Source organism: Micromonospora chersina (genome assembly GCF_900091475.1).
Classification (GTDB): domain Bacteria; phylum Actinomycetota; class Actinomycetes; order Mycobacteriales; family Micromonosporaceae; genus Micromonospora; species Micromonospora chersina.
This window is the reverse complement of sequence record NZ_FMIB01000002.1, coordinates 766,560-790,720: the sequence shown is the minus strand read 5'-3', so window position 1 is coordinate 790,720 and position 24,161 is coordinate 766,560. Positions and strand designations below refer to the sequence as shown.

Here is a 24,161-nt window from a genome sequence, read left to right as displayed (position 1 = left end):
TAGGTACCTACTATACGCAGGCGATTACCGTGCTCGGTGTCCACAACGCACATCGAGAGGGGCACGTCATGATCGTGGTTACCGGCGCGACGGGGAACGTGGGACGGCCGTTGGTGCGGGCGCTGGCCGGGGCGGGTGAGCCGGTGACGGCCGTGTCCCGGCGCGTCTCGCCGACCGACCTGCCGCCGGGCGTACGGGCGGTCCGCGCCGACCTGGCCGACCCGACCGGGCTGAAGGCGGCGTTCGACGGCGCCGAGGCGCTGTTCCTGCTGTTCACCGGCGAACAGTTGGCCGGCGGGGCGGACCCCGGCGCCATCCTCGACACCGCGCGGCAGGCCGGCGTACGCCGGGTGGTCCTGCTGTCCTCGCAGGGCGTGGCGACCAAGCGCCATCCGCCGGGGCAGGAGGAGGCGGTCCGCGCGTCCGGGCTGGAGTGGACGGTGCTGCGGCCGGGCGGCTTCCACTCCAACGCCCTCGCCTGGGCGCCCGGGGTGCGCGCCGGGCGGGTCGTGCACGCGCCGTTCGGCGACGTGGCGCTGCCGAGCGTCGACCCGGCCGACATCGCCGAGGTGGCGGCGCTCGCGCTGCGCGACGGCGCCCACGCCGGCGGCACGTACGAGCTGACCGGGCCGGCGGCGGTCTCGCCGCGGCAGCAGGCGGCGGCGCTCGCGGCGGCGCTCGGCGAGCCGGTCCGGTTCGTCGAGCAGACCCCGCAGCAGGCGCGGGAGCAGATGCGCGCGTTCATGCCCGAGCCGGTGGTGGCGGCGACCCTAAGCATCCTGGGCACGCCGTTCCCGGCGGAGCAGCGGGTCAGCCCGGACGTGGCGCGGCTGCTCGGCCGGGAGCCGCGCGACTTCGCCGACTGGGCGGCGCGGCACGTCGCCGACTTCCGCTGACCGGTCCCGCCGGCCCGCCGGGCAACCCCGGCGGGCCGGCGGCGGTGCTCAGCCCTGCGGGCGGGGGCAGAGGCAGAACGGCTGGCCGATCGGGTCGAGCAGCACGGTCCACCGCTCGCCGCCCGGCTGGAACTCCGGGCGCGTCGCGCCGGCCGCGACGAGGTCCTTCTCGGCGACGGTCACGTCGTCGACGTAGAGGTCGAGGTGGTAGCGCTTGCCGGCGGTCTCGTCCGGCCAGGCCGGCGGCACGTATCCGGGCACGAGGCCGAAGCCGACCGACGTCCCGTCCTTGCTGATCATGGCGTATTCGGCCTGGCTGTGGGTGACCTCCCAGCCGAGGGCGCGCGAGTAGAACGCGGCGTGGGCGACCGGGTCGGAGCTGTCGAGGTTGACCATCGCGAGGTCGGCGTGCACTGTCATGCCGGCAGTCTGCCGAAGGTACCTGCCATCTTCTGTCAGGATTGACCGGGCGGATCGCAGCGGCACAAGTTCCTGCGGGCCGGCCCGCCGGTCTCCTACCGTCGATGGTGATGGGCAGGGAACGGGCGGGGAGCCGGCCGGCCCGGCGCCGCCGCCGGCCGGTACGCGCCGGCGTGCTGGTCGCCGTCCTCGGGCTGGGCACCTGCCTGGTCGGCGTGGCCGGGCTCGGCGTCTGGAACGTGCAGGTGGTGCTCCAGGCCAACGGCCCGGTTCGCGACACCGCCGACGCGTTCTTCCGCGATGTGGCCGCCGGGGAGACCGACCAGGCGTACGACAAGCTGTGCCGGGAGGCGCGCGGGAAGTGGAGCCAGGTCGGCTTCGGCAGCTGGGTGCGCACCCCGCCGCAGGTCAGCGGCTACGAGATCGTCGACGTGTCGGTGCAGACCCGGGGCGGCCGGCCGCGCGGCACGGTGACGGTGCGGCTCACCCGCGACGGCGGCGGCAGCGAGGAGCGGGAGCTGCCGATCGTGCAGGAGGACGGGAAGTGGCGGGTCTGCGGCGACCCGTTCTGACCACCGCTCGCCGGGGACCTCACCGCAGGGCCGGCTCGGCCCACACGGCGGCGTCGTCGCAGGAGGTGAGGCCGACGCTCTCGACCTTCAGCATCAGCCGGAGCGCGCCGGTGAGCGGCACCTCCACCGGTGCGCTGTCCCCGAGCCCCAACTCCCGGCGGAAGACGGTCTCGCCGTCGACCAGCACGGTGAAGCGGGTGCGGTAGTCGTCCGGGGCGCCGTCGGCCACCCCCACCGTGGCCGTGAAGCGGGTGTAGCGCTTGCCGAGGTTGAACGACTCCGCCTCGTCGTTGGTGGCGTAGCAGGTCGAGGCGACGACGCTCTGCTCGTGCCGTGTGCCGGACACCGTCGCCGCCCGCTGCCGCCAGCCCTGGCCGCCCTCGACGGGCGGCAGGTCGAACAGCCAGGTCGTGGCGCCGTCGGGCGGCGGCACGGCGCTGGTCGTGGCGGTGGCCGGTGCCGCCGCCCCGCCGTCGCGTGCCGCCACCCCACCCTCACCCGCGGCCGCGTCCGCCGCCGGTCCGGGTGCGGTCCGCAGGGCGTAGCCGAAGATTGCCGCTCCGGCGACCGCGACGGCCAGGCCCACCAGCGCGGTCCGGTCGACGGGCTGCCCCAGGCGGCGTACCAGGAGGTAGCCGCCGGTCAGGACGGCGCCCGCGCTGGCCGCCAGGACGATGGGCCGGCCGCCGCCGGCGAGCAGCGCGGCCACCGCCGCCACGTCGGCGACCACGCCCACGCCCTGCGGCAGCAGGCGCGCGGGTCGCGGGGCCGTGCCTTCCACCGGTGCCGTGGTGATCCCGTCCGTGCGCACGGGCCGTTTGTATCAGGCGCGCGCCCGTCAGGCCCGCGGGCCGAGGTCGCCGGAGCGGTAGTGGCGCCGGCACAGCACCTGGTAGCGCACGTCGGCGGTGTCCACGGTGTCGCCGATGACGACCTGCTCGCCCTCGCGCACGACCCGCCCCTCGACGACCCGGGCGTTGAGCCGCCCCTCCCGGCCACACCAGCAGAGCACCTCGACCTGGATGCGGGCCACCTCGTCGGCGAGTTCGAACAGCCGCTGCGCGGCGGGGAACAGGCAGGAGCGGAAGTCGGTGGCCAGGCCGAAGGCGTACACGTCGACGTCGAAGTTGTCGACCAGGTCGGCCATCTGCTCGATGTGCGCCAGGTTGTAGAAGGACGCCTCGTCGCAGATCAGGTAGTCGACGCGGACCCCCTCGGCCCAGGCGTCGCGCACCAGGTCGCGCAGGTCCAGCTCGTCGGTCACCTCGACGGCGGAGTGGGCCAGCCCGATGCGGGTGGTGACCTGCGGGCCGAGCGAGCGGTCGATGCGGGTGGTGACCAGGCCGCGGCGGCCCTGCCGGGAGTGGTTGTAGTTCATCTGCAGTGCCATCGTGGACTTGCCGCAGTCCATCGGCCCCCAGAAGAACTTCAGCGCGGCGGCGTGCAGCGGCCGGCCGTCGACGGCACGGGCGGCGGCGCAGCCGCCGGCACGGTCGTCGCCGGGGCCCGGCAGGGGACGGGCCAGGCAGATCGGGGCGGCGTCGTCGGTCACGTCGCGGCAGCCTAGCCCATCGACACGGAAGGATCTTGCCCGCGCGGCCCGCGCGGGCACGGCTCACAGCACCCGGGGCGGGGTGTTGCCGGCGGCGACGATGGCCCGGCGGATCGGCACGGCCGCCAGCAGCGCGAACCCGACCACGAAGAAGATCAGCAGGGAGACCAGGCCCACCCGGTACGAGGAGGTGAGCTGGAACACCAGGCCGAACGCGAGCGGCCCGAGCCAGCTGGTGCCCTTGTCGCTGATCTCGTAGAAGCCGTAGTACTCGCCCTCCTTGCCGGCGGGGATGAGCTGGCTGAACAGCGACCGGCTGAGCGCCTGGCTGCCGCCGAGCACCAGGCCGATGCACCCGCCGAGCACCATGAACGGCAGCGGCGCCTCGGCGGGCAGCCGGAATGCGGCGATGATCACGCCGGTCCAGAGCACCAGGGACAGCAGCACGGTCTTCCAGGCGCCGATGCGCCGGGCCAGGGCACCGAGGGCGAGCGCGCCGCCGAAGGCCAGGAACTGCACCAGCAGGATCGTCACGATCAGGGTGCTCTGCTCCAGCCGCAGTTCCTCGGTGCCGTACTGGCTGGCCAGGGTGATGACGGTCTGGATGCCGTCGTTGAAGACCAGGAAGGCGAGCAGGAAGAACAGCGTCAGCGGGTACGCCTTGATCTCCCGCAGGGTGCGGCCGAGCTGCCGGAACCCGTCGGTGAGCACGTGACCGTTGCCGTGCAGCGCCGCGGCGGTGGGGTGTTCGCGCAGCCAGCGCAGCGGCAGCAGGGTGAACGCCGCCCACCAGACGCCGGCCGAGACGATCGACCAGCGGGCCAGGTCGAGGGTGCGCTGCGGGTTGCCCTCCTCGCTGAGCATGGTGACCGCGACCAGGTTCAGCGCGAGCAGCAGCCCGCCGCCGAGGTAGCCGATGGCCCAGCCGCGGCTGGAGATGGCGTCCCGGTCGTCGGGGCCCCCGAGCTGCGGCAGGAACGAGTTGTAGACGACCACGGCGGCGCCGAAGGAGATGTTGGCGACCAGGAACAGCGCCCCGCCGAGCAGGTAGCGCTCGCCGGTGACGAACGCGAACGCGATGGTCGCGCCGGCGCCGGTGAACGCCGCCGCGGCGAGCAGCCGCTTCTTGTGCGCCGACCGGTCGGCGATCGCCCCGACGACCGGCAGCACGAACACGGTGAGGAATACCGACAGCGAGATCAGGTACGGGTAGTAGGAGCCGGCCGCGACGCGGATGCCTAGCGGGTGCACGGCCCCGTCGCAGCTGTCGGCGCCCAGCTCGCAGCCGGCGGCCAGCTCGGTGACGGTGGTGAGGAACGGGCCGAGGAAGACCGTGATCACCGTGGTCTGGAAGGCGGAGTTCGCCCAGTCGTAGAAGTACCAGCCGGTGCGTTCGCGGCGGGTGCTGCCCGGGCGGGCGGGCTCGGCGACGGCGGGGGCGACCGTTTCGGCCATCGGGGTCCTCGGAGGTTCAGGCGGCCCAGTGGCCGCGGCTGCGGTAGACGTCGCGCAGCACGCCGACGTGATCGGTCATGATGCCATCCACACCAAGATCAAGTAAGTCGTGCATTTCGGCGGGATCGTCGATCGTCCAGACGTGCACCTGCAACCCGAGCCGGTGGCAGTAGTCGAGGAACCGGCGGTCGACCACGGGCACGCGCCCGTAGCGGACGGGGACCTGGGCGGCGACCACGGACGGGGGCAGCCGCATCGGCCGTCCGTGCAGGGAGGCCATCCGCAGCCGGGCCACCCCGCGCATGCCGAGGCTGGTGGCGACCTTGGCCCCGGCCAGGGCGCGCAGCCGGGCCAGCCGGGCGTCGCTGAACGAGGCGAGCAGCACCCGCTCGCCGGCGCCGGTCCGGGTGACCGTGTCGACGGTCGGCACGACGCCACCGTCGGCCTTGACGTCGACGTTGAACCGGACCTCGGGCCAGGCGGCGAGGACCTCGTCGAGGCGGGGGACCACGGCGGCGCCGCCGACGCGCACCGAGGCCAGGTCGGCCCAGCGCAGGTCGGCGATGCGGCCGCGCTCGCCGGTGACCCGGCGCAGGGTGGCGTCGTGGAAGATCACCGGCACGCCGTCGGCGGTGGCGTGCACGTCGGTCTCCACGTACCGGTAGCCGAGGGCGACGGCGCGGGCGAACGCGGCGGCGGTGTTCTCGTCGCCCTCGGCCGCGCCGCCGCGGTGGGCGAACGCGAGGGGTGCGGGGGCGTCGAGGTAGCCGTGTCGGGGCTGCACGCCGGAAGTATGCCGGGCCCGCGTGACGTCCGGGTGACCGGCCGCCGTCGCCGCAACCAACTTCCCTATCGTTCCCTTTTGTCGCTACGATGAGGTGCGATGGGTAATGACATGTACTCGGTGGAGCAAGTGGCGGAGCTGCTCGGCCTGCACGTACGCACCGTGCGCGGCTACATCCGCGCCGGCCGGCTGCGCGCGGTGCGGATCGGCAAGCAGTACCGGATCGCCCGCGCCGACCTCGACGCGCTGACCGGCCGGCCCGCGCCCGCCGCCGGCGCGCGGGCGGCGGAGGTGTCGAGCATCGTGCAGGTCGACGGCGTCGACCGGGCGGCGGCCGACCGCCTCGCCACGCTCGTGCTGGCCGGCGTCAACACCCACCACGACCCCGCGCGCCCCCTGCGCGTGCAGACCGTCCACGACGAGGAACGCCACCGCATGAAGATCGTGATCCTGGGCGACGCCGCCGCCACCGCCGACCTGCTGCACCTGGTCGACGCCGTGCTGGCCGGCGACAACGGCCTGCTCACCGGGAAGGAGACCGGCGATGCCTGACGTGCTGGAGGAGCGGGCCGGGGTGCCGGTGCTGGTCTGCGACCCGGCCGGCCCGCCGGTGGCCACCACCGAGGCGGCCCTCGACCTGATCGGCGCGGCCTTCGGCGGTGCCGAGGTGGTCGCGGTGCCCGCCGGCCGGCTCGACCCGAGCTTCTTCTCCCTGGGCACCCGCTTCGCCGGGGAGATCATGCAGAAGTTCGTCAACTACCGGCTGCGGCTGGTCGTCGTCGGCGACATCTCCGCGCACCTGGCCGAGAGCGGCGCGCTGCGGGCGCTGGTGGCCGAGTCCAACCGGCACGACCACATCTGGTTCGTGCCCGACCTGGCCGCGCTGGACGCCCGGCTGGCCGCCACCGGCTGAGCGTCAGCGCACCCAGCCCGCGGTCAACGAGGTCACCCCGAGCCCGTCGGGGTCGGCCAGCTTGACGCCGACGAACTGCCGGGCGGCGGGGGAGGTCTGCACCCGGGGCGCGGGCTCCGGGTCGACGAGTGTCGCCACCACCGCCGCGGCGGCGTCCGCCGGCGACTGCGCGGTGGCGAACGCGGCGGCGGTGCGGTCCAGGTACGCGCGCAGCGCCGGCCCGTACACCCCGGCGGCGGCGATCGCGGCCTCCGGGTCGAGGCCGACGTTGGCGACGAACTCGCTGGCCACGGCGCCGGGCTCGACCACGGTGACGCTGACCCCGACGGTGGCGGCGACCGGGGCGAGGCTCTCCATGAACCCCTCGACGGCGAACTTCGCCGCACAGTACGCCTCGTTGAACGGCTGCCCGACCACCCCGCCGACGCTGGTCACGGTGATGAGCCGGCCCCGGGTGGCGCGCAGGTGCGGCAGCGCGGCGCGGGTGACGTGCAGGACGCCGAAGAAGTTGACCTCCATGACGGCCCGGACGTCCTCGACGGTCTCCTGTTCGAGGGTGCCGACGTGCCCGGCGCCGGCGTTGTTGATCACCGCGTCGAGCCGGCCGTGGCGGGCCACGACGTCGGCCACGCAGGCGGCCACCTCGGCCTGGTCGACGACGTCGAGCAGGCGTACGTCGAGCAGGTCGGCGACCCCGGCGGCGTCGGCGGCGGCGCGCAGCCGGTCGGCGCGGGCGAGGTCGCGCAGGGTGGCCACGGTCCGCCAGCCGGCGCGGGCCGCGCCCACGGCGGTCTCCAGGCCGATCCCGGTGGACGTGCCGGTGATCAGGACCGTTGGTGCGCTCATCCCCGCCTCCGCCCTCGGCTGCCCGGGTTCCGCTCGCAGGGTCGCACCGGGCGGCCGGTCACCGCAGCGGAACGCGCGACGTCAGCCCGGCTGCCGGCTCGGACCGACGCCCACGTCGCGGGTCTGCGGCGGCGGGTACGGCTGCTCGGCCAGCAGCCGCGCCAGGTGCGCGCTGTTGAGGGCCAGCGCCGTGGTGGTGCGGCCCGTGGTGTCCGGTTTCGGGCGGGCGTCGATGTAGTCGGTCTTGTGCAGCGCCTCGCCGACCCAGTAGGTGGCGCCCGCGGCGGGGCAGGTGAAGCCGACCTCGTTGAGCGCCTGCTGCACCTGGCCGATGGTGTGGTGGGCGCCGTCCTCGTTGCCGACCACGGCGACGCCGGCCACCTTGCCGTACGTGCGCAGCCGGCCCTCGGCGTCGGTCTCGGACAGTTCGGCGTCCAGGCGTTCCAGGACCATCTTGCAGACCGCCGACGGCTGGCCCAGCCAGATCGGGGTGGCGATCACCAGGATCTGCGCGTCGAGGAGCTTCGCGCGGATGGCCGGCCACCCGTCCCCGTCACCCTCGTCGGTGGAGACGCCGAAGCGCACCGAGTGGTCGACGACGCGGATCATCTCCCCGGACACCCCCTGGTCGCCCAGCGCGTCGAGGACCTCCTGGCCGAGCACCTCCGAGCTGGACGGGGCGGGGGACGGCTTCAGCGTGCAGTTGAGCACCAGGGCCCGGATGGACGCCACTGTCGTTTCCTCTCGGCCGGCCGGCGGTGACCGCCCTGGCATACCCCGGTGGGTGGCCGGCGATGCCTGACCGGTCAGCTCGCCGGCCGGCGGCGGTGCGACCGGGTCGTCTCGGTGGGCCGGCCGGGGTCGACGTGGCGGGGCCGGTCGGGCTCGTCGGGGCGCAGCGGCGCCAGGTCGTCGGTGATCGCGTCGATGATCCGGTCGGTGGCCCGCCGGGCCGCGCCGGGCGTGCCGGGGTGCAGGTCGCGCAGCAGCACCGGGGTGCCGAACCGCACCCGGATGACGGGGCGGCGCCACACCGCCCGGGCCAGGGCGGGCAGCATGCCCTTGGGCGCCCGGTAGGGCAGCACCTCGTGGGATCCCCACTGGGCGACCGGGAGGACGGGGGCGCCGCTGGCGAAGGCGAGCCGGGCGGCGCCGGTCTTGCCCCGCTCGGGCCACATGCCGGGGTCCAGCCCGATGCGCCCCTCGGGGTAGACCAGCACCACCGAGCCGCCGGCCACCGCGCCGGCGGCCATCTCCAGCGAGTGGTGCACCGAACTGGTGCCGCGGTCGACGCGGATGTGCCCGGCGCGGCGCATCAGCGGGCCGATCACCGGGGCGCGGAACAGCCCGCCGGTGGCCATGATCCGCGGGTGGATGCCGCGGACCTGGCAGGCGGCGGCGAGCACCACGGGGTCGAAGGGGCTGATGTGGTTGGCGGCCAGGACCAGCGGCCCGCGCCGCAGGTCCTCCGGCACGTCGCCGCTGACCTCGAGCCGGCCGACGAGTGCGACGAGGCCGCGGGCGGCCAGTTGCGCGGCGCGCCACAGCAGGGGCGCCCGCCAGTGGGTGATCGGGGTGTCCATCAGTGCTGGATGGTCGCACGCGCGCGGGTGAGCCCGGGACCCGATCCCGGGCCGACCGGCAGAGGTGATCAGGGTCATTGGTCCCGGGCCGCTTCGGGCCGTGCGGCCCTGCCCAATCTTCTACGACGCCGAGTAGTATTTACTACGTCTCGTAGTATGCACAGCTGGGGGTTTTCAGGTGGACGCGTTGGACGTCGCCCGCTGGCAGTTCGGTGTCACCACCGTCTACCACTTTCTCTTCGTGCCCTTGACCATCGGCCTGTCCGTGCTGGTGGCCATCCTCCAGACGATGTGGCACCGCACCGGCAGGGAGCGCTACCTCAAGCTCACCAAGTTCTACGGCAAGCTCTTCCTCATCAACTTCGCGATGGGCGTGGTCACCGGCATCGTGCAGGAGTTCCAGTTCGGCATGAACTGGTCGGACTACTCGCGCTTCGTCGGCGACATCTTCGGCGCCCCGCTGGCGATCGAGGCCCTGGTCGCGTTCTTCCTGGAGTCGACATTCATCGGCCTGTGGATCTTCGGCTGGGACCGGCTGCCCAAGCGCCTGCACCTGGCCGCCATCTGGGCCGCGGCGATCGGCACGAACCTGTCCGCGTACTTCATCCTCGCCGCGAACTCGTTCATGCAGAACCCGGTCGGCTTCCGGATCAACCCGGACACCGGCCGCGCCGAGCTGACCGACTTCCTCGCCGTGCTCACCAACAAGGTCGCCCTGGTCACCTTCCCGCACACCCTCTCCGGCGCGTTCCTCGTCGCCGGGTCGCTGATCGTCGCCGTCGGGCTGTGGCACGTCATCCGCAACCGCGACAGCGCCGACACCGACGCGTACCGCTTCGCCACGAAGTTCGGCTCCTGGGTGGTGCTGGTCTCCTCGGCGCTGGTGCTGTTCACCGGCGACATCCAGGGCAAGATCATGACCGAGGTGCAGCCGATGAAGATGGCCGCCGCCGAGGGCCTCTACACCACCGAGAGCCCCGCCTCGTTCTCCGTGCTCACCGTCGGCAGCCTCGACGGCAGCCGCGAGGTCTTCGCCCTCAAGATCCCGTACCTGCTGTCGTTCCTCGGCACCGGCGACCCGAACGGCACCGTGCAGGGCATCAACGACCTCCAGGCCCAGTACGCCAGCCAGTACGGCGCCGGCAGCTACACCCCGATCATCCCGGTCACCTACTGGAGCTTCCGATTCATGATCGGCCTCGGGCTGGCCGCCGCCGCGATCGCCCTGATCGTGCTCTGGACCCAGCGCAAGGGCCGCACCCCGTCGAGCCGGTGGCTGCTGCGCGCCGGCCTGGTCATGCCGGCCCTGCCGCTGCTGGCCAACTCCTTCGGCTGGATCTTCACCGAGATGGGCCGCCAGCCGTGGATCGTCTTCGGCGAGATGCTCACCCGCGACGGCGTGTCCCGCAGCGTCTCGCTGACCGAGGTCCTCACCTCGTTCACCGCCTTCACCCTGATCTACGCCACCCTCGCGGTGATCGAGTTCAAGCTGCTGGTCCGCTACGCCAAGGCCGGCGTGCCCGACGTGACCCCGGCCCCCGAACCCGCCGACACCGACGACGCCGACCGCCCGCTGGCGTTCGCCTACTGACCCGGAGCCCACCGTGGAACTGACGACCGTCTGGTTTCTCCTCGTCGCCGTGCTCTTCACCGGCTACTTCATCCTCGAAGGCTTCGACTTCGGCGTCGGCATGCTGCTGCCCGTGCTGGGCCGCGACGACCGGGAACGCCGCGTCCTCATCAACACCATCGGCCCGGTCTGGGACGGCAACGAGGTCTGGCTGATCACCGCCGGCGGGGCCATGTTCGCCGCCTTCCCCGAGTGGTACGCCACCCTCTTCTCCGGCTTCTACCTGCCGCTGCTGCTGATCCTGCTCGCCCTGATCGCCCGCGGGGTGGCCTTCGAGTACCGGCACAAGCGCACCGAGGCGACCTGGAAGCGCCGCTGGGACCAGGCCATCTTCTGGGGTTCGGCGGTGCCGGCGGTGCTGTGGGGCGTGGCCTTCGCCAACATCCTCCGCGGCGTGCCGCTGTCGGCCGACCACGAGTACGCCGGCGGCCTGTTCGACCTGCTCAACCCGTACGCCCTGCTCGGCGGGGTGACCACCCTGGGCCTGTTCCTGACCCACGGCGCGGTGTTCGTCGCCCTGAAGACCAGCGGCGACATCCGGGAGCGGGCCGGCGCGCTGGCCGTCAAGCTCGGTGTCGGCACCGCCGTGGTGGCCGTGGCCTTCCTGTCGTGGACGCTGACCATCCGCTCCAGCGCGGCCGCCGTCGTGCTCGCCGTGGGCGCCGCCCTCGCCCTGCTCGGCGGTCTCGCCGCCGCCCGGGTACGCCGGGAGGGCTGGGCGTTCGCCGGCACCGCCGTGGCCATCGCCCTGGCCGTGGCGACCCTGTTCGCCGCGCTGTTCCCGAACGTGCTGCCGTCCACCCTCGACGCCGCCGGCACGCTCACCGCGACAAACGCCGCCTCCACCCCCTACACCCTGAAGATCATGACCTGGGTGGCCGTGGTGTTCACCCCGATCGTGCTGGCCTACCAGGGTTGGACCTACTGGGTGTTCCGCAAGCGGATCGGGGTACAGAACATTCCGCAACACTGACGAGCCTGCGGGCGCGGGTGACGCGGGGCCGGTGCGAGGGGGTCGCACCGGCCCCGCGGGGCGTTCACACCAGATCGATCCGTTCCCACTCGACCGGGTAGCCGGCCCGGGCGAACGTGGCGACCATCGGCGCGTTGCCCTGGTCGGTGGCGGCCACGATCTCCTCGGCGCCGGCCTCGACCAGCAGGTAGGTGCCCTCGACCAGCAGGTCGTAGGCGTAGCCGTGGCCGCGCTGTCCGGGCAGCACGCCGACGAACCCCACGACGTGGTCGGTGGGGTTGCGGGCCGGCACGACCAGGCCGACGGGCTCGCCGCCGGGGATGTACGCCATCCGCCACCAGTCCCGAGGGCTGGGCATCCAGCGCAGCAGGTCCAGGTCCTCCCGTGCCGCGGCGAGCGGGCCGTGGGCTGCGGCCGCGGCCCGGAAGTGGGCGTCCAGGCTGCCCTCGCCGATGCGGCACAGGGCGTCCAGGATCACCGCGTCGTCGGGCTCGGGCCGGAACTCCAGCCGCCCCGGCCGGGCGGGCAGACCGCAGCCGGGCGTCCAGCGGTAGCGGTACCGCTCGACAAGCACCCGCATGCCGGCCGCCGTCGCGGCGTCGATGCGGGCCTGCGCCTGGGCGCGCACCGCGGGATCGTCCCGCCACCGGTGGGGGAGCAGGATCGAGTACTCGGCGCGCAGCGGCGCGGTGCGCAGCAACGTCACCGCCGCCTGCGCGTCGGTGAAGTCGAACCAGTCCAGCGCCAGCGGCGCCGGGTCGTCCGGCCCGGCCCACCAGGCGGCCCGGGCGACGACCTTCCCGTCGCGCAGGGCCACCCAGGTCCACTCGGGGCGGAAGCCGCCGCCGGCGTAGGTCTCGCCGAGCACGGCGCGCCCGACCAGCCCGGGGTCGGGCAGCGAGTCGAAGAGGTGTTCCTCGCCCGCGACGAGCGGGCGAACGACCAGATCGGTCATGAAAGGTCCTTCCAGGAAGCGGCGCGCTCCCCGGTTTCAGGACCCGGGCGTCCTCGCGGCCGGGTGGGAGCGCATGACAGTCGTGCATGTCATGGCACTCACCTCCCTCCGGCCCCGGTCGAGGACGCCGCGGAACCGTAGCAGACGCCGCGCGCCCCGGCCGAGGCGTTTTCCGGCCGGGGCGCGCGGCAGGGCTCAGCGGGCCTCGCGCAGCTCCGCCAGCCGGGCCTCGATCTCGGCCAGCTCGGCGCGCAGGTTCTCCGCCTGCTGTTCGGCCTCGGCCCGTTCCGCGGCGAGGATCTGCTCCACCGCCTCCTGCACCCCGGGCACGTCGACGAGTGCCACCATCCGCAGCGCCTCGGCCGGCTTCACCACGTACGGCCTGGCGAGGGCCTTGGCGCCCTGCTGCGCCGCCACCGTCCACTCGCCGTCGGCGTAGGCCAGCGTCACGGTCAGCCCGGCCGGGCCCTTCGGCTTCACCGCCTTCACCGCCCGCCGCGCCGGCTTCGGCTCCACCTGTTGCGCCACCCTCGGCTCCTCCCGTCGCGGCGCCGGCACCGCCGGCGTGTCCAGCACGAACTCCGGCTCCGCCGGCGCCGCCTCGGCCGGGGGTTCCGGCTTCGGCTCCGCCGGCCGCCGCCCGGCGCCCTTCGGGGCGATCGCCACGTCGGTGGGGGAGAAGGGCAGCTCGTCGCGGCCGAAGCGGACCACCACGAACTCCTCGGACACCTCCGGGTCGGTCAGCTCCACCACCTGCCCGAGCTGGCCCGCCATCTGCCCGGCCGCCGCCGTGAACACCACCTTGGGCTTGCGGCCGGCCGCCAACGCCTCCCGGATGCCCTGTACCTCGTCAGTGGACAAACCCTGGCCCGCCATCACAGCCCTCTTCCGTACACGTGTCTGATGCCTGCCTTGATACCAGCCGGCACCGACACGCGAAAGATCAACCCCCGGCGCTCCAGACGGCCGCCACCTCGTCGGCCACCGCGGCCGCCTGCGCGAACCCGGCCCGCGCCGACGCGGCCCGCCGCGCCGGATCCAGCACGTTGCGCCCGATGGCCGCCCGCGCCGCCCGGTCCGGCGACACCACCGCCACCCGCGCGCCCGCCGACCGCAACTCCGCGACCTGCGCGGACAGCCGCGGCATCGGCCCGAACCCGGCGCGCGTCGGCGCCAGCACCACCACCCGCCGCGCGCCCCGCGCCAGGTCCGCGTTCACCGCCGAGCGCACCCCACCGTCGACGTAACGCCGGCCGCCGATGGTGACCGGCGGCCACACCCCGGGCACCGCGCAGCTGGCCCCCACCGCGTCCACCAGCGGCACCTGCGAGCCGGCGTCGAAGACCACGAACTCACCGGAGGCCGCGTCGACCGCCGTCACCAGCAGCCGCCGCGCCGGCCACCCGTGCACCGGCAGCCGCGCCGCGATGACCGCCCGCCGCGACTGCTCCGACGGGGTACGCGCGGCCAGTGCCATCGCCCCGACCCGGGCCCGCGCCCGCACCGCGTCCCGGCCGCGGGTGCCCGCCCAAGCCCAGCGGGCCAGCACCCCCACCCCCAGCCGGGCCGCCACCTCGGTGCCCGCCGGCCGCAACTGCGCCGCGTACAGCTCCTCCACGGGGGTGCCCGAGCACACCTGCGCGCCCACCACCGAACCGGCCGAGGTGCCCACCACCAGCTCCGCCCCGGTCAGGTCCACCCCGCGTGCGGCCAGGCCGGCCAGCAGCCCCAACTCCCAGGCCACCCCGGTCACCCCACCGCCACCCAGCACCAGCGCCCGCGTCATGTGTGACCGTCCTCTCCGTCCAGGTCCCGCGCCGATCACGGTAACGTCAGCGCCACCAGCAGGGCAGGGGAGAAAACATTGACCTCCGTCACCATCGTCACCGGTGGGGGGCGCGGGATCGGCGCGGCCACCGCCCGCCGGCTCGCCGCCGCCGGCCACGACGTCGTCGTCGGCTACCGCAACGACCAGGCGGCCGCCGAGGCCGTCGTCGCCGACGTGCGCGCGGCCGGCCACCGCGGTGTCGCCGTCCCCGCCGACACCGCCGACCCCGACCAGGTGCAGCGGCTCTTCGACGCGGCCGCCGACCTGGGCCCGCTGACCGGCCTGGTCAACAACGCCGGCATCACCAGCCCGATCGGCCCCTTCGCCGACCTTCGCGTGGACGACCTGCGCCGGGTCGTCGACGTCAACCTCGTCGGCTACGTCCTGTGCGCCCAGCAGGCCGCCCGCCGGATGACCCGCGGCGGCGCCATCGTCAACGTGTCCTCGGCGGCCGCCACCCTCGGCAGTCCCGGCGAGTACGTCCACTACGCGGCCGTGAAGGCCGCCACCGACACCCTCACCGTCGGCCTCGCCAAGGAACTCGCCCCGCACGGCATCCGGGTCAACGCCGTCGCCCCCGGAATCATCCGCACCGACATCCACGCCCTGTCCGGCGCGCCCGACCGCCCGGACACCGCGGCCGGGCGCATCCCGCTGGGCCGCGCGGGCGAACCCGACGAGGTCGCCGGGGCGATCGCGTTCCTCCTCGGCCCCGACGCCTCGTACACCACCGGCGCGGTCCTGCGCATCGCCGGCGGCCTCTGACCCGGCGGCGGCCCGGGGATCGCATCCCCGGGCCGCGCTCCTTCAGTGGGTGAACAGCTTCGCCGCCGTGATCAGCGTCTGCACCACCCCGTAGCCCAGCAGCGCCGACACCACCACCCAGGACACCACCAGGCGGACCCGCTGCCCGCCACCGACCCGCTCGTTCACGACCCGCTCCTCTCCGCCGTCACCGGCTGCGCATCCTCGACACCGTCCCGGCCCGACGCCGGCTCGTGGAACCGTTCCGGCACCGGCCGGATCAGCAGGTTCGCCACGAAACCGACCGCCAGCACCCCGACCATCGTGAACAGCGCCGGCCGGTACGCCGCTGCCGTCAACGTGCCCGGCTTGCCCTGCGCGTCCAGGAACGCGTTCACGATCAGCGGGCCGGCCACCCCCGCCGCCGACCACGCCGTCAGCAACCGGCCGTGGATCGCGCCCACCTCGTACGTGCCGAACAGGTCCCGCAGGTATGCCGGCACGGTGGCGAACCCGCCGCCGTAGAACGACAGGATCACGCACGCCAGCAGCACGAACAGCGCCGTCGCGGTCTGCCCGAACAGGGCCAGCAGCACGTACAGCACCATGCCGACACCCAGGTACAGCAGGTAGATGGGCTTGCGGCCGATCACGTCCGACGTCGAGGACCACACGAACCGGCCGGCCATGTTGAACAGCGACAGCAGCCCCACGAACCCGCCGGCCGCGGCCACGGACACCGCCGACGTGCCGTTGTCGCGGAAGAAGTCCTGGATCATCGGGCTGGCCTGCTCCAGGATCCCGATGCCCGCCGTCACGTTGCAGAACAGCACCACCCACAGCAGCCAGAACGAGCGGGTCTTCACCGCGTTGGCCGCCGACACGTTCGCCGTGGTCACCAGCGGCTTCGCCGCCACCCGCGCCGGGTCGAAGCCCGCCGGCCGCCAGTCGGCCGCCGGCACCCGCACGTTGAACACCCCGAACATCATGATCACGAAGTAGCCGACGCCCAACGTCAGGAACAGCCACACCAGCGCGCTGCCCGACGCCGTCGAGCCCGCGTTCGCCGGGTCGTACCCGGAGTCGTAGAACGACAGCAGCTGCCGGGACAGAGGAGAGGCCACCATGGCTCCACCACCGAAGCCCATGATCGCCAGCCCGGTCGCCAGCCCGGGCCGGTCCGGGAACCACTTGATCAACGTGGAGACGGGGGAGATGTACCCGATCCCCAGCCCGATCCCGCCGAGCACCCCGTACCCCAGGTACAGCAGCCACAGCTGCTTCGTGGCGATGCCGAGCGCGCCGACCAGGAAGCCCGCCGCCCAGAAGCACGCCGAGACGAACATCGCCTTCCGCGGCCCGTTCGCCTCCACCCACGTGCCCGCCACCGCGGCCGACAACCCCAGCATCACGATGGCGATGCTGAAGATCACCCCGATCGCCGTCTGTCCCGTGTCGAAGTGCGCGATCAGGGAGTTCTTGTACACGCTTGTCGCGTACACCTGCCCGATGCAGAGATGGATGGCCAGCGCCGCCGGCGGGATCAGCCACCGGCTGTAGCCCGGCGGCGCGACGGTGTGCCGACGATCGAGTGCGGAAAGCATGCCTGCTTCCTCTCCGGAGAATGGCGGAAAACCCACCCGTTCATGCCCCCGCCGCACGCTGCGCCGAAACCCGTCCCGCGCCGGGCGGTCGAAACCCTGAGCCGAACGGTCCGCGCAGCTCGCGGCCCCGCACCCGGCGTCGCCCCGCCGTCACCGCCCGTCGTGGCGGATCATGGGCGCATGCCGCTGCTCACCACCCCGGCCCTGCGCCCCGGCGCCCTCGCCCGCCACCCCCAACCCGACCTCGACGCCGGCGACCTGCGCCTGCGCCCCTGGCGACCCGAGGACCGGCCCGCCGTCCTCACCGCGTACGCCGACCCCGCCATCCGGCGCTGGCACTGCCGCGCCATGACCGACGACGAGGCCCGCGACTGGATCGCCTCCTGGCCCGTCCGCTGGCGGCGGGAGACCGGCGCCGGCTGGGCGGTCACCGACGGCGCCGGGGTGCTCGGACAGATCAGCCTGCGCGCCCTCGACCTGCCCGAGGCCCAGGCCGAGGTGTCGTACTGGGTGCTGCCCGCCGCCCGCGGCCGGCACGTCGCCGCCCGCGCCCTGACCGCCCTCACCGCCTTCGGCTTCGACCGGCTCGGCCTGCACCGCGTCTGGCTGCGCCACTCCACCGCCAACCCGGCCTCCTGCCGGGTGGCCGAACGGGCCGGCCTCACCGCCGAGGGCACCCAGCGCGGCGCCGCCCGGCACACCGACGGCTGGCACGACATGCACCTGCACGCCCGCCTGCGCGCCGACACCTGACCTGGGCTGCGCGCGCGGATGCGACGATGAGCCCGTGAAGATCCTGTCCATCCAGTCCTCGGTCGCCTACGGCCACGTCGGCAACTCCGCCGCCGTGTTCCCGCTGCAACGGCTCCGGCACGAGGTCTGGCCGGTGCTGACCGTGCACTTCTCCAACCACACCGGCTACGGCGCCTGGCGCGGCCCGCTGCTGCCCCCGGCCGACGTCGCCGAGGTGATCGCCGGCATCGAGGACCGCGGCGTGCTCGGCACCGCCGACGCCGTGCTCTCCGGCTACCAGGGCGACCCGGCCATGGGCGCGGTCATCCTCGACGCGGTCGATCGGGTGAAGGCCGCCAACCCGGACGCGCTGTACTGCTGCGACCCGGTGATGGGCGACGTCGGCCGCGGCATGTTCGTCCGGCCCGGCATCCCCGAGTACCTGCGCGACACCGTCGTGCCGCGCGCCGACATCGTCACCCCGAACCAGTTCGAGCTGGAGTTCCTGGCCGGCCGCCGCACCGACACCCTGGACGACCTGCTCGCCGCCGTGGACGTCGTGCGCGCCACCGGGCCCCGGCACGTGCTGGTCACCAGCGTCCTGCACGGCGACGTGCCGGCCGGGTCGCTGGAGGTCGTCGCGGTCTCCGACGCCGGCGCCTGGGCGGTCACCACCCCGCTGCTGCCGATCAGCCCGAACGGCGGCGGCGACGTCACCGCCGCGCTCTACCTGGCCCACCTCGCCACGTCCGGGTCGCCCGAGACGGCGCTGGAGCGCACCACCAACTCCATCTTCGCCATTCTGGAGGCGACCCTCGCGGCGGGCACCCGGGAGCTGCAGATCGTCGCCGCCCAGGACGCCATCGCCGATCCGCCCACCCGCTTCGGCGCCCGCCGGCTGCGCTGAGCCGACCACCGCGCGCCGACCGCGGACTTGACCGGACCACCGTCTCCCCACCGACGACTCGCCTAGGCTCGACAGCGACACAGTCCGGTTCCGCCGCTGCCACGTACCGGCCGGAACGGGCGCCCGGCCGCGCCCCGGCGCGGATGCGGAGGACGCCGGATGGACGAGACCACGTTCGCGGCACCGGCCTGGGCCTGGCTGGCGGTCGGCGCTGTCATCGCCGTCATGCTCGCGGTGGACCTGTTCTCCCACCGCGACCATCACGTCGTCGAGCTCCGCGAGGCGCTGCTCTGGAGCGCGGTGTGGATCACCACGGGGGTCGCCTTCGGCCTGGTGATCTGGCTGTGGCGCGGCAGCGGGCCCGCGGTGGCGTACTTCTCCGGTTACCTGCTGGAGAAGGCGCTGTCCGTCGACAACGTCTTCGTCTTCGCACTGCTGTTCACCTACTTCCGGGTACCCGCCGAGTACCAGCACAAGGTGCTCTTCTGGGGAGTGCTCGGGGCACTCGGCTTCCGGCTGGTCTTCATCTTCGCCGGCGCGCAACTACTGGACCGGCTGACCTGGGCCGGGCTCGTCCTCGGCGCGTTCCTGATCTGGACCGGCTGGCGCCTCGCGGTCCGCGGCGAGCCGGACGTCGACCCCGACCGCAACATCGCCGTCCGGATCTTCCGCCGGCTGGTGCCGACCGTGCCCCGCTACCACGACGGCCGCTTCACCGTCCGGGCCGACGGCCGCCGCACCGGCACGGTGCTGCTGGTCGCGCTGGTGGCGATCGAGGCCACCGACGTCATCTTCGCGATCGACTCGGTCGCGGCGATCCTGGCCGTCACCACCAACACGTTCCTGGTCTGGACGGCGAACGCCTTCGCCGTGCTCGGGCTGCGCAGCCTGTACTTCTGCCTGGCCGGCCTGCTGAGGCACTTCAGCTACCTGCGCTACGGCCTGGCCGTGCTGCTCGCGTTCGCCGGAGTGAAGTTGATCCTGGCCGAGACCCCCGTGGGCAAGCTGCCGGTCTGGCTCACCCTCGCCGTGGTGGTCCTGACCCTGGCCGTCGCCATCACCTGGAGCGCGGTGGCCGCGCGCCGGAACGTCCCGGCGCGGTGACCGACCGCCGCCGAGCCGGGGCGACGCCGTAGCGGTGCGGCGGTGCTGGGCAACCCCCGCGGCGACATGGCACGATCGGGCAGGTGACCAGCAGCACCGCCGCCGCGCAGCACCTGCGCGACCTCGCCCGGCTGCGCCGCGTCCGGGACCGCATCGACCGCGAGTACACGCAGCCGCTGGACGTCGAGGCGCTCGCGCGCGGGGTGAACATGTCGGCCGGGCACCTCAGCCGCCAGTTCCGGCTCGCCTACGGCGAATCCCCGTACTCCTACCTCATGACCCGCCGCATCGAACGCGCCATGGCCCTGCTGCGCCGCGGCGACCTCAGCGTCACCGACGTCTGTTTCGCGGTGGGCTGCTCCTCGCTGGGCACCTTCAGCACCCGCTTCACCGAGCTGGTCGGGATGCCGCCCAGCACCTACCGGGCCCAGGCGGCCGGCGGCGCCGAGCCGCCCGCGTGCCTCGCCAAGCAGGTCACCAGGCCGGTCAGAAATCGAGAAGCGAAGGCCACGGGGCCGCAACTAGCGTGACCGCCATGGCCGTCACCCACCACCACGCCTCCCTCCCGCCCACCGACGGAGACACGATGAGGACGGACACCCCGTCGCCCGCGCCGCACGCCGCCGACACCCACGACATGATCCGCGTGCAGGGCGCCCGCGAGAACAACCTCAAGGACGTCAGCATCGAGATCCCGAAGCGCCGCCTGACGGTGTTCACCGGCGTCTCCGGCTCCGGCAAGAGCTCCCTGGTGTTCGGCACCATCGCCGCGGAGTCCCAGCGCCTGATCAACGAGACCTACAGCGCCTTCGTGCAGGGCTTCATGCCGACCCTGGCCCGCCCCGAGGTCGACGTGCTCGACGGGCTGACCACGGCGATCATCGTCGACCAGGAGCGGATGGGCGGCAACCCCCGCTCCACCGTCGGCACCGCCACCGACGCCAACGCGATGCTGCGCATCCTCTTCAGCCGCCTCGGCCAGCCGCACATCGGCTCGGCGCAGGCCTTCTCCTTCAACGTCGCCTCGATCAGCGGCGCCGGCGCGGTCACCATCGAACGCGGCGGGCAGGCCGTCAAGGAGCGGCGCGAGTTCAGCATCACCGGCGGCATGTGCCCGCGCTGCGAGGGGACGGGCTCGGTCACCGACTTCGACCTGACCCAGCTGTACGACGACAGCAAGTCGCTCAACGAGGGCGCGCTCACCATCCCCGGCTACAGCATGGACGGCTGGTACGGGCGCATCTTCAGCGGCTGCGGCTTCTTCGACCCCGACAAGCCGATCCGCGAGTTCACCAGGAAGGAACTGCACGACCTGCTCTACAAGGAGCCGGTCAAGATCAAGGTCGAGGGCATCAACCTCACGTACGAGGGCCTCATCCCCAAGATCCAGAAGTCGATGCTGGCCAAGGACGTCGACTCGATGCAGCCGCACATCCGCGCCTTCGTGGAACGGGTCGTCACCTTCACCACCTGCCCCGACTGCGACGGCACCCGGCTCAACGAGGCCGCCCGCTCGTCGAAGATCGCCGGGATCAGCATCGCCGACGCCTGCGCCATGCAGATCAGCGACCTCGCCGACTGGGTACGCGGCCTCGACGAGCCCTCGGTGGCGCCCCTGCTCGCGAAGCTGCAACACACCCTCGACTCGTTCGTGAAGATCGGACTGGGCTACCTCTCCCTCAACCGCCCCTCCGGCACCCTGTCCGGCGGCGAGGCGCAGCGCACCAAGATGATCCGCCACCTCGGCTCCTCACTCACCGACGTGACCTACGTCTTCGACGAGCCCACCATCGGCCTGCACCCCCACGACATCCAACGGATGAACGAACTGCTGCTCCAACTGCGCAACAAGGGCAACACCGTGCTCGTCGTGGAACACAAGCCCGAAACCATCGCCATCGCCGACCACGTCGTCGACCTCGGCCCCGGCGCCGGCACCGCCGGCGGCGAGGTCGTCTTCGAGGGCACCGTCGAGGGCCTGCGGGCCAGCGGCACCCGCACCGGCCGCCACCTCGACGACCGGGCCCACCTGAAGCCCTCGGTCCGCACCCCCTCCGGCCGGCTGGAGGTACGCGGCGCCGACACCCACAACCTCCAGAACGTCGACGTCGACATCCCCCTCGGCGTGCTGACCGTCGTCACCGGCGTGGCCGGCTCCGGCAAGAGCTCACTCATCCACGGCTCCGTGTCCGGACGCGACGGCGTGGTCACCGTCGACCAGGCCGCCATCCGCGGCTCCCGCCGCAGCAACCCCGCCACCTACACCGGGCTGCTCGACCCCATCCGCAAGGCATTCGCCAAGGCCAACGGCGTGAAACCCGCCCTGTTCAGCGCCAACTCCGAGGGCGCCTGCCCCGCCTGCAACGGCGCCGGCGTCATCTACACCGACCTCGCCATGATGGCCGGCGTCGCCACCACCTGCGAGGAGTGCGAAGGCAAGCGGTTCCAGGCCTCCGTCCTCGAATACCACCTCGGCGGCCGCGACATCAGCGAGGTGCTCGCCATGTCCGTCACCGAGGCCGAGGAGTTCTTCGGCGCCGGCGAGGCCCGCACCCCGGCCGCCCACAAGATCCTCGACCGGCTCGCCGACGTCGGGCTCGGCTACCTCACCCTCGGCCAGCCCCTCACCACCCTGTCCGGCGGCGAGCGGCAGCGGCTCAAGCTCGCCACCCAGATGGCCACCAGCGGCGGCGTCTACGTCCTCGACGAACCGACCACCGGCCTGCACCTCGCCGACGTCGAGCACCTCCTCGCCCTGCTCGACCGGCTCGTCGACTCCGGCAAGTCCGTCATCGTCATCGAGCACCACCAGGCGGTCATGGCACACGCCGACTGGATCATCGACCTCGGTCCCGGCGCCGGCCACGACGGCGGCCGGATCGTCTTCGAGGGGACCCCCGCCGATCTCGTCGCCGCCCGCTCCACCCTCACCGGCGAACACCTCGCCGCCTACATCGGCGCCTGAGCGGGTGCCCTCCTGAGGCGAGCGAGCGCCACCGAGCGCCCGGCCCGGACCGGAACGGTCCGGGCCGGACCCGCCGACCGGTCAGCCCAACGCGGCCGCGAACATCCCCGGCTCGTACGAACCACCCCGCTGGTGCACGATCACGGCCATCCGGTTCGCCGCGTTGATCAGCGCCACCAGGGCCACCAGCGCCGCGATCTGGTCGTCGTCGTAGTGCTTGCGGACCGCCGCCCAGGTCTCGTCCGACACCCCCTCGTGGGCGTCGGCGAGCCGGGTGCCCTCCTCGGCGAGCGCCAACGCCGCCTGCTCGGCCTCGCTGAAGACCGTCGACTCCCGCCAGGCCGCGACCAGGTGCAGCCGCACCGCCGACTCGCCGGCCGCCGCGGCCTCCTTCGTGTGCATGTCGATGCACCAGCCGCACCCGTTGATCTGGCTCGCGCGCAGCGACACCAGCTCCTGCGTGGACCTCGGCAGCGACGACTGGTGGATGACCAGGCCGGCGTTGGCGAATCGCTTGGCGAACTTGACGGCGGTCTCGTTGGCGAACATGTCGAACCGAGCATCCATGGCTCGTCCCTCCTTGATGGTGTCGCACCGGACGACCACGAGATGCCGCCGGCCCCCGACCCCGTGACACCACGACCACGTGACGACCGCCACAACCATCCGTACGCCCGTCGCTGTCACACGACGGCCCCCACCGGCATCCCATGGACGACACCGTCGAGAACGAACAGGAGCCACCCATGGCCGGCACGGCGCAGACCGCACGCGACGACCGCCCGGACCCCGCCACCGAGGCGTTCCTCACCCACCGCAACCTGCTGTTCACCGTCGCCTACGAGATGCTCGGCTCGGCCGCCGACGCCGAGGACGTCCTCCAGGAGACCTGGCTGCGCTGGGTACGCGTCGACCTTGCCACCGTGCGCGAACAGCGGGCCTACCTGGTCCGCATCACCACCCGCCAGGCCCTCGCCCGGCTGCGCACACTCGGCCGCCGCAAGGAGTCCTACGTCGGCCCCTGGCTGCCCGAGCCGCTGCTGACCGCACCCGACGTGGCCGAGGACGTCGAGCTGGCCGACAGCGTCTCGATGGCGATGCTGCTCGTGCTGGAGACCCTCACGCCGACCGAGCGGGCCGTGTTCGTCCTGCGCGAGGTGTTCGACCTGCCCTACGAGGAGATCGCCGAGGCCGTCGACAAGAACGAGGCCGCGGTCCGCCAGATCGCCCACCGCGCCCGCGGCCACGTCGCCGCACGCCGGCCCCGCGGGGTCACGTCCCCGGCCGAGACCCGCGACGCCCTCGAGGCGTTCCGCAAGGCGACCGAGACCGGCGACCTGCAGAGCCTGCTCGACATCCTCGCGCCGGACGTCGTGTTCCTGGGCGACGGCGGGGGAGTCCGGCAGGCCGTCCCGCGCCCGGTCGTCGGCGCCGACAAGGTGGCCCGGCTGCTGGCTGCCGGGCTGGGCAAGATCGCTGAGCTGATGTCGCTGCGGCCGGCCCAGGTCAACGGCTTCCCGGCGCTGATCATGGAGCAGGGCGACGAGATCGAAGCCGTCCTGGCGGTACGCATCGACGACGGCCTCGTCACCGGCCTCTACGCCGTGCGCAACCCGCACAAGCTGTCGCACATGGAGCGGGAGATCACCCTGAGTCGCTGAGTCGAGCCGTCAAGATCCCAGCACGGGGGAGAGGTAC

The 24,161-nt window shown here is 73.3% G+C and carries 27 protein-coding genes; 13 read left to right on the top strand and 14 right to left on the bottom strand.

Annotated elements, in window-relative coordinates; genetic code table 11:
* Nucleotides 1–68 precede the first annotated feature (68 nt).
* Complete coding sequence (locus tag GA0070603_RS03600; protein WP_091307066.1) at nucleotides 69–896, top strand: SDR family oxidoreductase; 828 nt, start codon at nucleotides 69–71, stop codon at nucleotides 894–896.
* Between the two features lie 48 nt (nucleotides 897–944).
* Here GA0070603_RS03600 and GA0070603_RS03595 read toward each other — a convergent pair whose 3' ends face one another.
* Nucleotides 945–1,316 (bottom strand): VOC family protein, encoded by a 372-nt coding sequence (locus GA0070603_RS03595; RefSeq protein ID WP_091307063.1) that lies wholly within the window; start codon nucleotides 1,314–1,316, stop codon nucleotides 945–947.
* 110 nt (nucleotides 1,317–1,426) lie between these two features.
* Here GA0070603_RS03595 and GA0070603_RS03590 point away from each other — a divergent pair, with 110 nt between their 5' ends.
* Nucleotides 1,427–1,888 carry an Rv0361 family membrane protein gene (locus GA0070603_RS03590; protein ID WP_091307060.1) on the top strand — a complete coding sequence of 154 codons (462 nt, stop codon included), beginning with the start codon at nucleotides 1,427–1,429 and terminating at the stop codon, nucleotides 1,886–1,888.
* 19 nt (nucleotides 1,889–1,907) lie between these two features.
* Here GA0070603_RS03590 and GA0070603_RS03585 read toward each other — a convergent pair whose 3' ends face one another.
* From GA0070603_RS03585 to GA0070603_RS03570, 4 genes are all read right to left on the bottom strand, one after another.
* A complete protein-coding gene (locus GA0070603_RS03585) occupies nucleotides 1,908–2,699 on the bottom strand; it encodes an NPCBM/NEW2 domain-containing protein (protein WP_091307056.1) in 792 nt (263 codons plus the stop codon).
* Nucleotides 2,700–2,726: 27 nt separating this feature from the next.
* The gene (locus GA0070603_RS03580; protein ID WP_091307053.1) at nucleotides 2,727–3,440 is read right to left on the bottom strand and encodes a thymidine kinase; all 714 of its coding nucleotides are present in this window, start codon (nucleotides 3,438–3,440) and stop codon (nucleotides 2,727–2,729) included.
* A 63-nt stretch (nucleotides 3,441–3,503) separates the two neighbouring features.
* On the bottom strand, nucleotides 3,504–4,895 hold the full coding sequence (locus tag GA0070603_RS03575) for an MFS transporter (RefSeq protein ID WP_091307051.1): 1,392 nt from the start codon (nucleotides 4,893–4,895) through the stop codon (nucleotides 3,504–3,506).
* Nucleotides 4,896–4,911: 16 nt separating this feature from the next.
* On the bottom strand, nucleotides 4,912–5,679 hold the full coding sequence (locus GA0070603_RS03570) for a glycerophosphodiester phosphodiesterase family protein (RefSeq protein WP_091307048.1): 768 nt from the start codon (nucleotides 5,677–5,679) through the stop codon (nucleotides 4,912–4,914).
* Nucleotides 5,680–5,778: 99 nt separating this feature from the next.
* On the opposite strand from GA0070603_RS03570, the gene GA0070603_RS03565 reads away from it, so the two are divergent.
* Both GA0070603_RS03565 and GA0070603_RS03560 read left to right on the top strand, forming a co-directional pair.
* Nucleotides 5,779–6,231, top strand: a complete 453-nt coding sequence (locus GA0070603_RS03565) for a helix-turn-helix domain-containing protein (RefSeq protein WP_244282377.1) — start codon at nucleotides 5,779–5,781, stop codon at nucleotides 6,229–6,231.
* Nucleotides 6,224–6,592 (top strand): DUF4180 domain-containing protein, encoded by a 369-nt coding sequence (locus tag GA0070603_RS03560; RefSeq protein ID WP_091307042.1) that lies wholly within the window; start codon nucleotides 6,224–6,226, stop codon nucleotides 6,590–6,592. Before GA0070603_RS03565 ends, GA0070603_RS03560 begins: the two co-directional genes overlap by 8 nt.
* Before the next feature lie 3 nt (nucleotides 6,593–6,595).
* Here the strand turns inward: GA0070603_RS03560 and GA0070603_RS03555 are convergent, their stop codons facing one another.
* The 3 genes from GA0070603_RS03555 to GA0070603_RS03545 form a co-directional block, all read right to left on the bottom strand.
* Nucleotides 6,596–7,438: an SDR family NAD(P)-dependent oxidoreductase gene (locus GA0070603_RS03555; RefSeq protein ID WP_091307038.1), complete on the bottom strand. Its 843-nt coding sequence runs from the start codon at nucleotides 7,436–7,438 to the stop codon at nucleotides 6,596–6,598.
* A gap of 81 nt (nucleotides 7,439–7,519) precedes the next feature.
* Nucleotides 7,520–8,170 (bottom strand): flavodoxin family protein, encoded by a 651-nt coding sequence (locus GA0070603_RS03550; RefSeq protein WP_091307035.1) that lies wholly within the window; start codon nucleotides 8,168–8,170, stop codon nucleotides 7,520–7,522.
* Between the two features lie 74 nt (nucleotides 8,171–8,244).
* Nucleotides 8,245–9,021 (bottom strand): lysophospholipid acyltransferase family protein, encoded by a 777-nt coding sequence (locus tag GA0070603_RS03545; RefSeq protein WP_091307028.1) that lies wholly within the window; start codon nucleotides 9,019–9,021, stop codon nucleotides 8,245–8,247.
* A gap of 178 nt (nucleotides 9,022–9,199) precedes the next feature.
* Between GA0070603_RS03545 and GA0070603_RS03540 the strand changes: the two genes are divergently transcribed.
* Both GA0070603_RS03540 and cydB read left to right on the top strand, forming a co-directional pair.
* Nucleotides 9,200–10,612 carry a cytochrome ubiquinol oxidase subunit I gene (locus GA0070603_RS03540; protein WP_091307026.1) on the top strand — a complete coding sequence of 471 codons (1,413 nt, stop codon included), beginning with the start codon at nucleotides 9,200–9,202 and terminating at the stop codon, nucleotides 10,610–10,612.
* A gap of 13 nt (nucleotides 10,613–10,625) precedes the next feature.
* On the top strand, nucleotides 10,626–11,624 hold the full coding sequence (gene cydB / locus GA0070603_RS03535; RefSeq protein WP_091307023.1) for a cytochrome d ubiquinol oxidase subunit II: 999 nt from the start codon (nucleotides 10,626–10,628) through the stop codon (nucleotides 11,622–11,624).
* A 64-nt stretch (nucleotides 11,625–11,688) separates the two neighbouring features.
* Here the strand turns inward: cydB and GA0070603_RS03530 are convergent, their stop codons facing one another.
* From GA0070603_RS03530 to GA0070603_RS03520, 3 genes are all read right to left on the bottom strand, one after another.
* Complete coding sequence (locus tag GA0070603_RS03530) at nucleotides 11,689–12,579, bottom strand: GNAT family N-acetyltransferase (protein ID WP_091307020.1); 891 nt, start codon at nucleotides 12,577–12,579, stop codon at nucleotides 11,689–11,691.
* Nucleotides 12,580–12,774: 195 nt separating this feature from the next.
* The gene (locus tag GA0070603_RS03525; protein ID WP_091307017.1) at nucleotides 12,775–13,455 is read right to left on the bottom strand and encodes a hypothetical protein; all 681 of its coding nucleotides are present in this window, start codon (nucleotides 13,453–13,455) and stop codon (nucleotides 12,775–12,777) included.
* 67 nt (nucleotides 13,456–13,522) lie between these two features.
* Nucleotides 13,523–14,365, bottom strand: coding sequence for a patatin-like phospholipase family protein (locus tag GA0070603_RS03520; protein WP_091307014.1), 843 nt, complete (start codon nucleotides 14,363–14,365; stop codon nucleotides 13,523–13,525).
* Between the two features lie 78 nt (nucleotides 14,366–14,443).
* On the opposite strand from GA0070603_RS03520, the gene GA0070603_RS03515 reads away from it, so the two are divergent.
* The gene (locus GA0070603_RS03515) at nucleotides 14,444–15,172 is read left to right on the top strand and encodes an SDR family oxidoreductase (protein WP_091307011.1); all 729 of its coding nucleotides are present in this window, start codon (nucleotides 14,444–14,446) and stop codon (nucleotides 15,170–15,172) included.
* A 42-nt stretch (nucleotides 15,173–15,214) separates the two neighbouring features.
* Here the strand turns inward: GA0070603_RS03515 and GA0070603_RS32320 are convergent, their stop codons facing one another.
* Both GA0070603_RS32320 and GA0070603_RS03510 read right to left on the bottom strand, forming a co-directional pair.
* A complete protein-coding gene (locus GA0070603_RS32320; RefSeq protein WP_255509868.1) occupies nucleotides 15,215–15,340 on the bottom strand; it encodes an MFS transporter small subunit in 126 nt (41 codons plus the stop codon).
* Nucleotides 15,337–16,755 (bottom strand): OFA family MFS transporter, encoded by a 1,419-nt coding sequence (locus GA0070603_RS03510; protein WP_091307009.1) that lies wholly within the window; start codon nucleotides 16,753–16,755, stop codon nucleotides 15,337–15,339. The genes GA0070603_RS32320 and GA0070603_RS03510 overlap by 4 nt, the downstream gene beginning before the upstream one ends.
* Before the next feature lie 180 nt (nucleotides 16,756–16,935).
* On the opposite strand from GA0070603_RS03510, the gene GA0070603_RS03505 reads away from it, so the two are divergent.
* From GA0070603_RS03505 to GA0070603_RS03485, 5 genes are all read left to right on the top strand, one after another.
* Complete coding sequence (locus tag GA0070603_RS03505) at nucleotides 16,936–17,508, top strand: GNAT family N-acetyltransferase (RefSeq protein ID WP_091307006.1); 573 nt, start codon at nucleotides 16,936–16,938, stop codon at nucleotides 17,506–17,508.
* Between the two features lie 34 nt (nucleotides 17,509–17,542).
* On the top strand, nucleotides 17,543–18,394 hold the full coding sequence (pdxY, locus tag GA0070603_RS03500; protein WP_091306990.1) for a pyridoxal kinase PdxY: 852 nt from the start codon (nucleotides 17,543–17,545) through the stop codon (nucleotides 18,392–18,394).
* Between the two features lie 159 nt (nucleotides 18,395–18,553).
* On the top strand, nucleotides 18,554–19,498 hold the full coding sequence (locus tag GA0070603_RS03495) for a TerC family protein (RefSeq protein ID WP_091306986.1): 945 nt from the start codon (nucleotides 18,554–18,556) through the stop codon (nucleotides 19,496–19,498).
* An 83-nt stretch (nucleotides 19,499–19,581) separates the two neighbouring features.
* Nucleotides 19,582–20,028, top strand: a complete 447-nt coding sequence (locus GA0070603_RS03490; RefSeq protein ID WP_091306983.1) for a helix-turn-helix transcriptional regulator — start codon at nucleotides 19,582–19,584, stop codon at nucleotides 20,026–20,028.
* A gap of 56 nt (nucleotides 20,029–20,084) precedes the next feature.
* Nucleotides 20,085–22,463, top strand: a complete 2,379-nt coding sequence (locus GA0070603_RS03485; RefSeq protein ID WP_091321482.1) for an ATP-binding cassette domain-containing protein — start codon at nucleotides 20,085–20,087, stop codon at nucleotides 22,461–22,463.
* A gap of 81 nt (nucleotides 22,464–22,544) precedes the next feature.
* Here GA0070603_RS03485 and GA0070603_RS03480 read toward each other — a convergent pair whose 3' ends face one another.
* Entirely contained in the window at nucleotides 22,545–23,030 is a 486-nt protein-coding gene (locus GA0070603_RS03480; protein ID WP_091306976.1) for a carboxymuconolactone decarboxylase family protein, read from the bottom strand.
* Between the two features lie 143 nt (nucleotides 23,031–23,173).
* Here GA0070603_RS03480 and GA0070603_RS03475 point away from each other — a divergent pair, with 143 nt between their 5' ends.
* Nucleotides 23,174–24,124 carry an RNA polymerase sigma-70 factor gene (locus tag GA0070603_RS03475; RefSeq protein WP_425270406.1) on the top strand — a complete coding sequence of 317 codons (951 nt, stop codon included), beginning with the start codon at nucleotides 23,174–23,176 and terminating at the stop codon, nucleotides 24,122–24,124.
* The last annotated feature ends 37 nt before the right edge of the window (nucleotides 24,125–24,161 follow it).

Excerpts from the sequence above, each read along its gene's own strand:
- GA0070603_RS03600 (WP_091307066.1), top strand. The coding sequence starts at position 69 with ATGATCGTGGTTACCGGCGCGACGGGGAACGTGGGACGGCCGTTGGTG.
- GA0070603_RS03595 (WP_091307063.1), bottom strand. The coding sequence starts at position 1,316 with ATGACAGTGCACGCCGACCTCGCGATGGTCAACCTCGACAGCTCCGAC.
- GA0070603_RS03590 (WP_091307060.1), top strand. The coding sequence starts at position 1,427 with ATGGGCAGGGAACGGGCGGGGAGCCGGCCGGCCCGGCGCCGCCGCCGG.
- GA0070603_RS03575 (WP_091307051.1), bottom strand. The coding sequence starts at position 4,895 with ATGGCCGAAACGGTCGCCCCCGCCGTCGCCGAGCCCGCCCGCCCGGGC.
- GA0070603_RS03565 (WP_244282377.1), top strand. The coding sequence starts at position 5,779 with ATGGGTAATGACATGTACTCGGTGGAGCAAGTGGCGGAGCTGCTCGGC.
- GA0070603_RS03560 (WP_091307042.1), top strand. The coding sequence starts at position 6,224 with ATGCCTGACGTGCTGGAGGAGCGGGCCGGGGTGCCGGTGCTGGTCTGC.
- GA0070603_RS03555 (WP_091307038.1), bottom strand. The coding sequence starts at position 7,438 with ATGAGCGCACCAACGGTCCTGATCACCGGCACGTCCACCGGGATCGGC.
- GA0070603_RS03545 (WP_091307028.1), bottom strand. The coding sequence starts at position 9,021 with ATGGACACCCCGATCACCCACTGGCGGGCGCCCCTGCTGTGGCGCGCC.
- GA0070603_RS03530 (WP_091307020.1), bottom strand. The coding sequence starts at position 12,579 with ATGACCGATCTGGTCGTTCGCCCGCTCGTCGCGGGCGAGGAACACCTC.
- GA0070603_RS03525 (WP_091307017.1), bottom strand. The coding sequence starts at position 13,455 with ATGGCGGGCCAGGGTTTGTCCACTGACGAGGTACAGGGCATCCGGGAG.
- GA0070603_RS03520 (WP_091307014.1), bottom strand. The coding sequence starts at position 14,365 with ATGACGCGGGCGCTGGTGCTGGGTGGCGGTGGGGTGACCGGGGTGGCC.
- GA0070603_RS03510 (WP_091307009.1), bottom strand. The coding sequence starts at position 16,755 with ATGCTTTCCGCACTCGATCGTCGGCACACCGTCGCGCCGCCGGGCTAC.
- GA0070603_RS03505 (WP_091307006.1), top strand. The coding sequence starts at position 16,936 with ATGCCGCTGCTCACCACCCCGGCCCTGCGCCCCGGCGCCCTCGCCCGC.
- GA0070603_RS03495 (WP_091306986.1), top strand. The coding sequence starts at position 18,554 with ATGGACGAGACCACGTTCGCGGCACCGGCCTGGGCCTGGCTGGCGGTC.
- GA0070603_RS03485 (WP_091321482.1), top strand. The coding sequence starts at position 20,085 with ATGAGGACGGACACCCCGTCGCCCGCGCCGCACGCCGCCGACACCCAC.
- GA0070603_RS03480 (WP_091306976.1), bottom strand. The coding sequence starts at position 23,030 with ATGGATGCTCGGTTCGACATGTTCGCCAACGAGACCGCCGTCAAGTTC.
- GA0070603_RS03475 (WP_425270406.1), top strand. The coding sequence starts at position 23,174 with ATGGACGACACCGTCGAGAACGAACAGGAGCCACCCATGGCCGGCACG.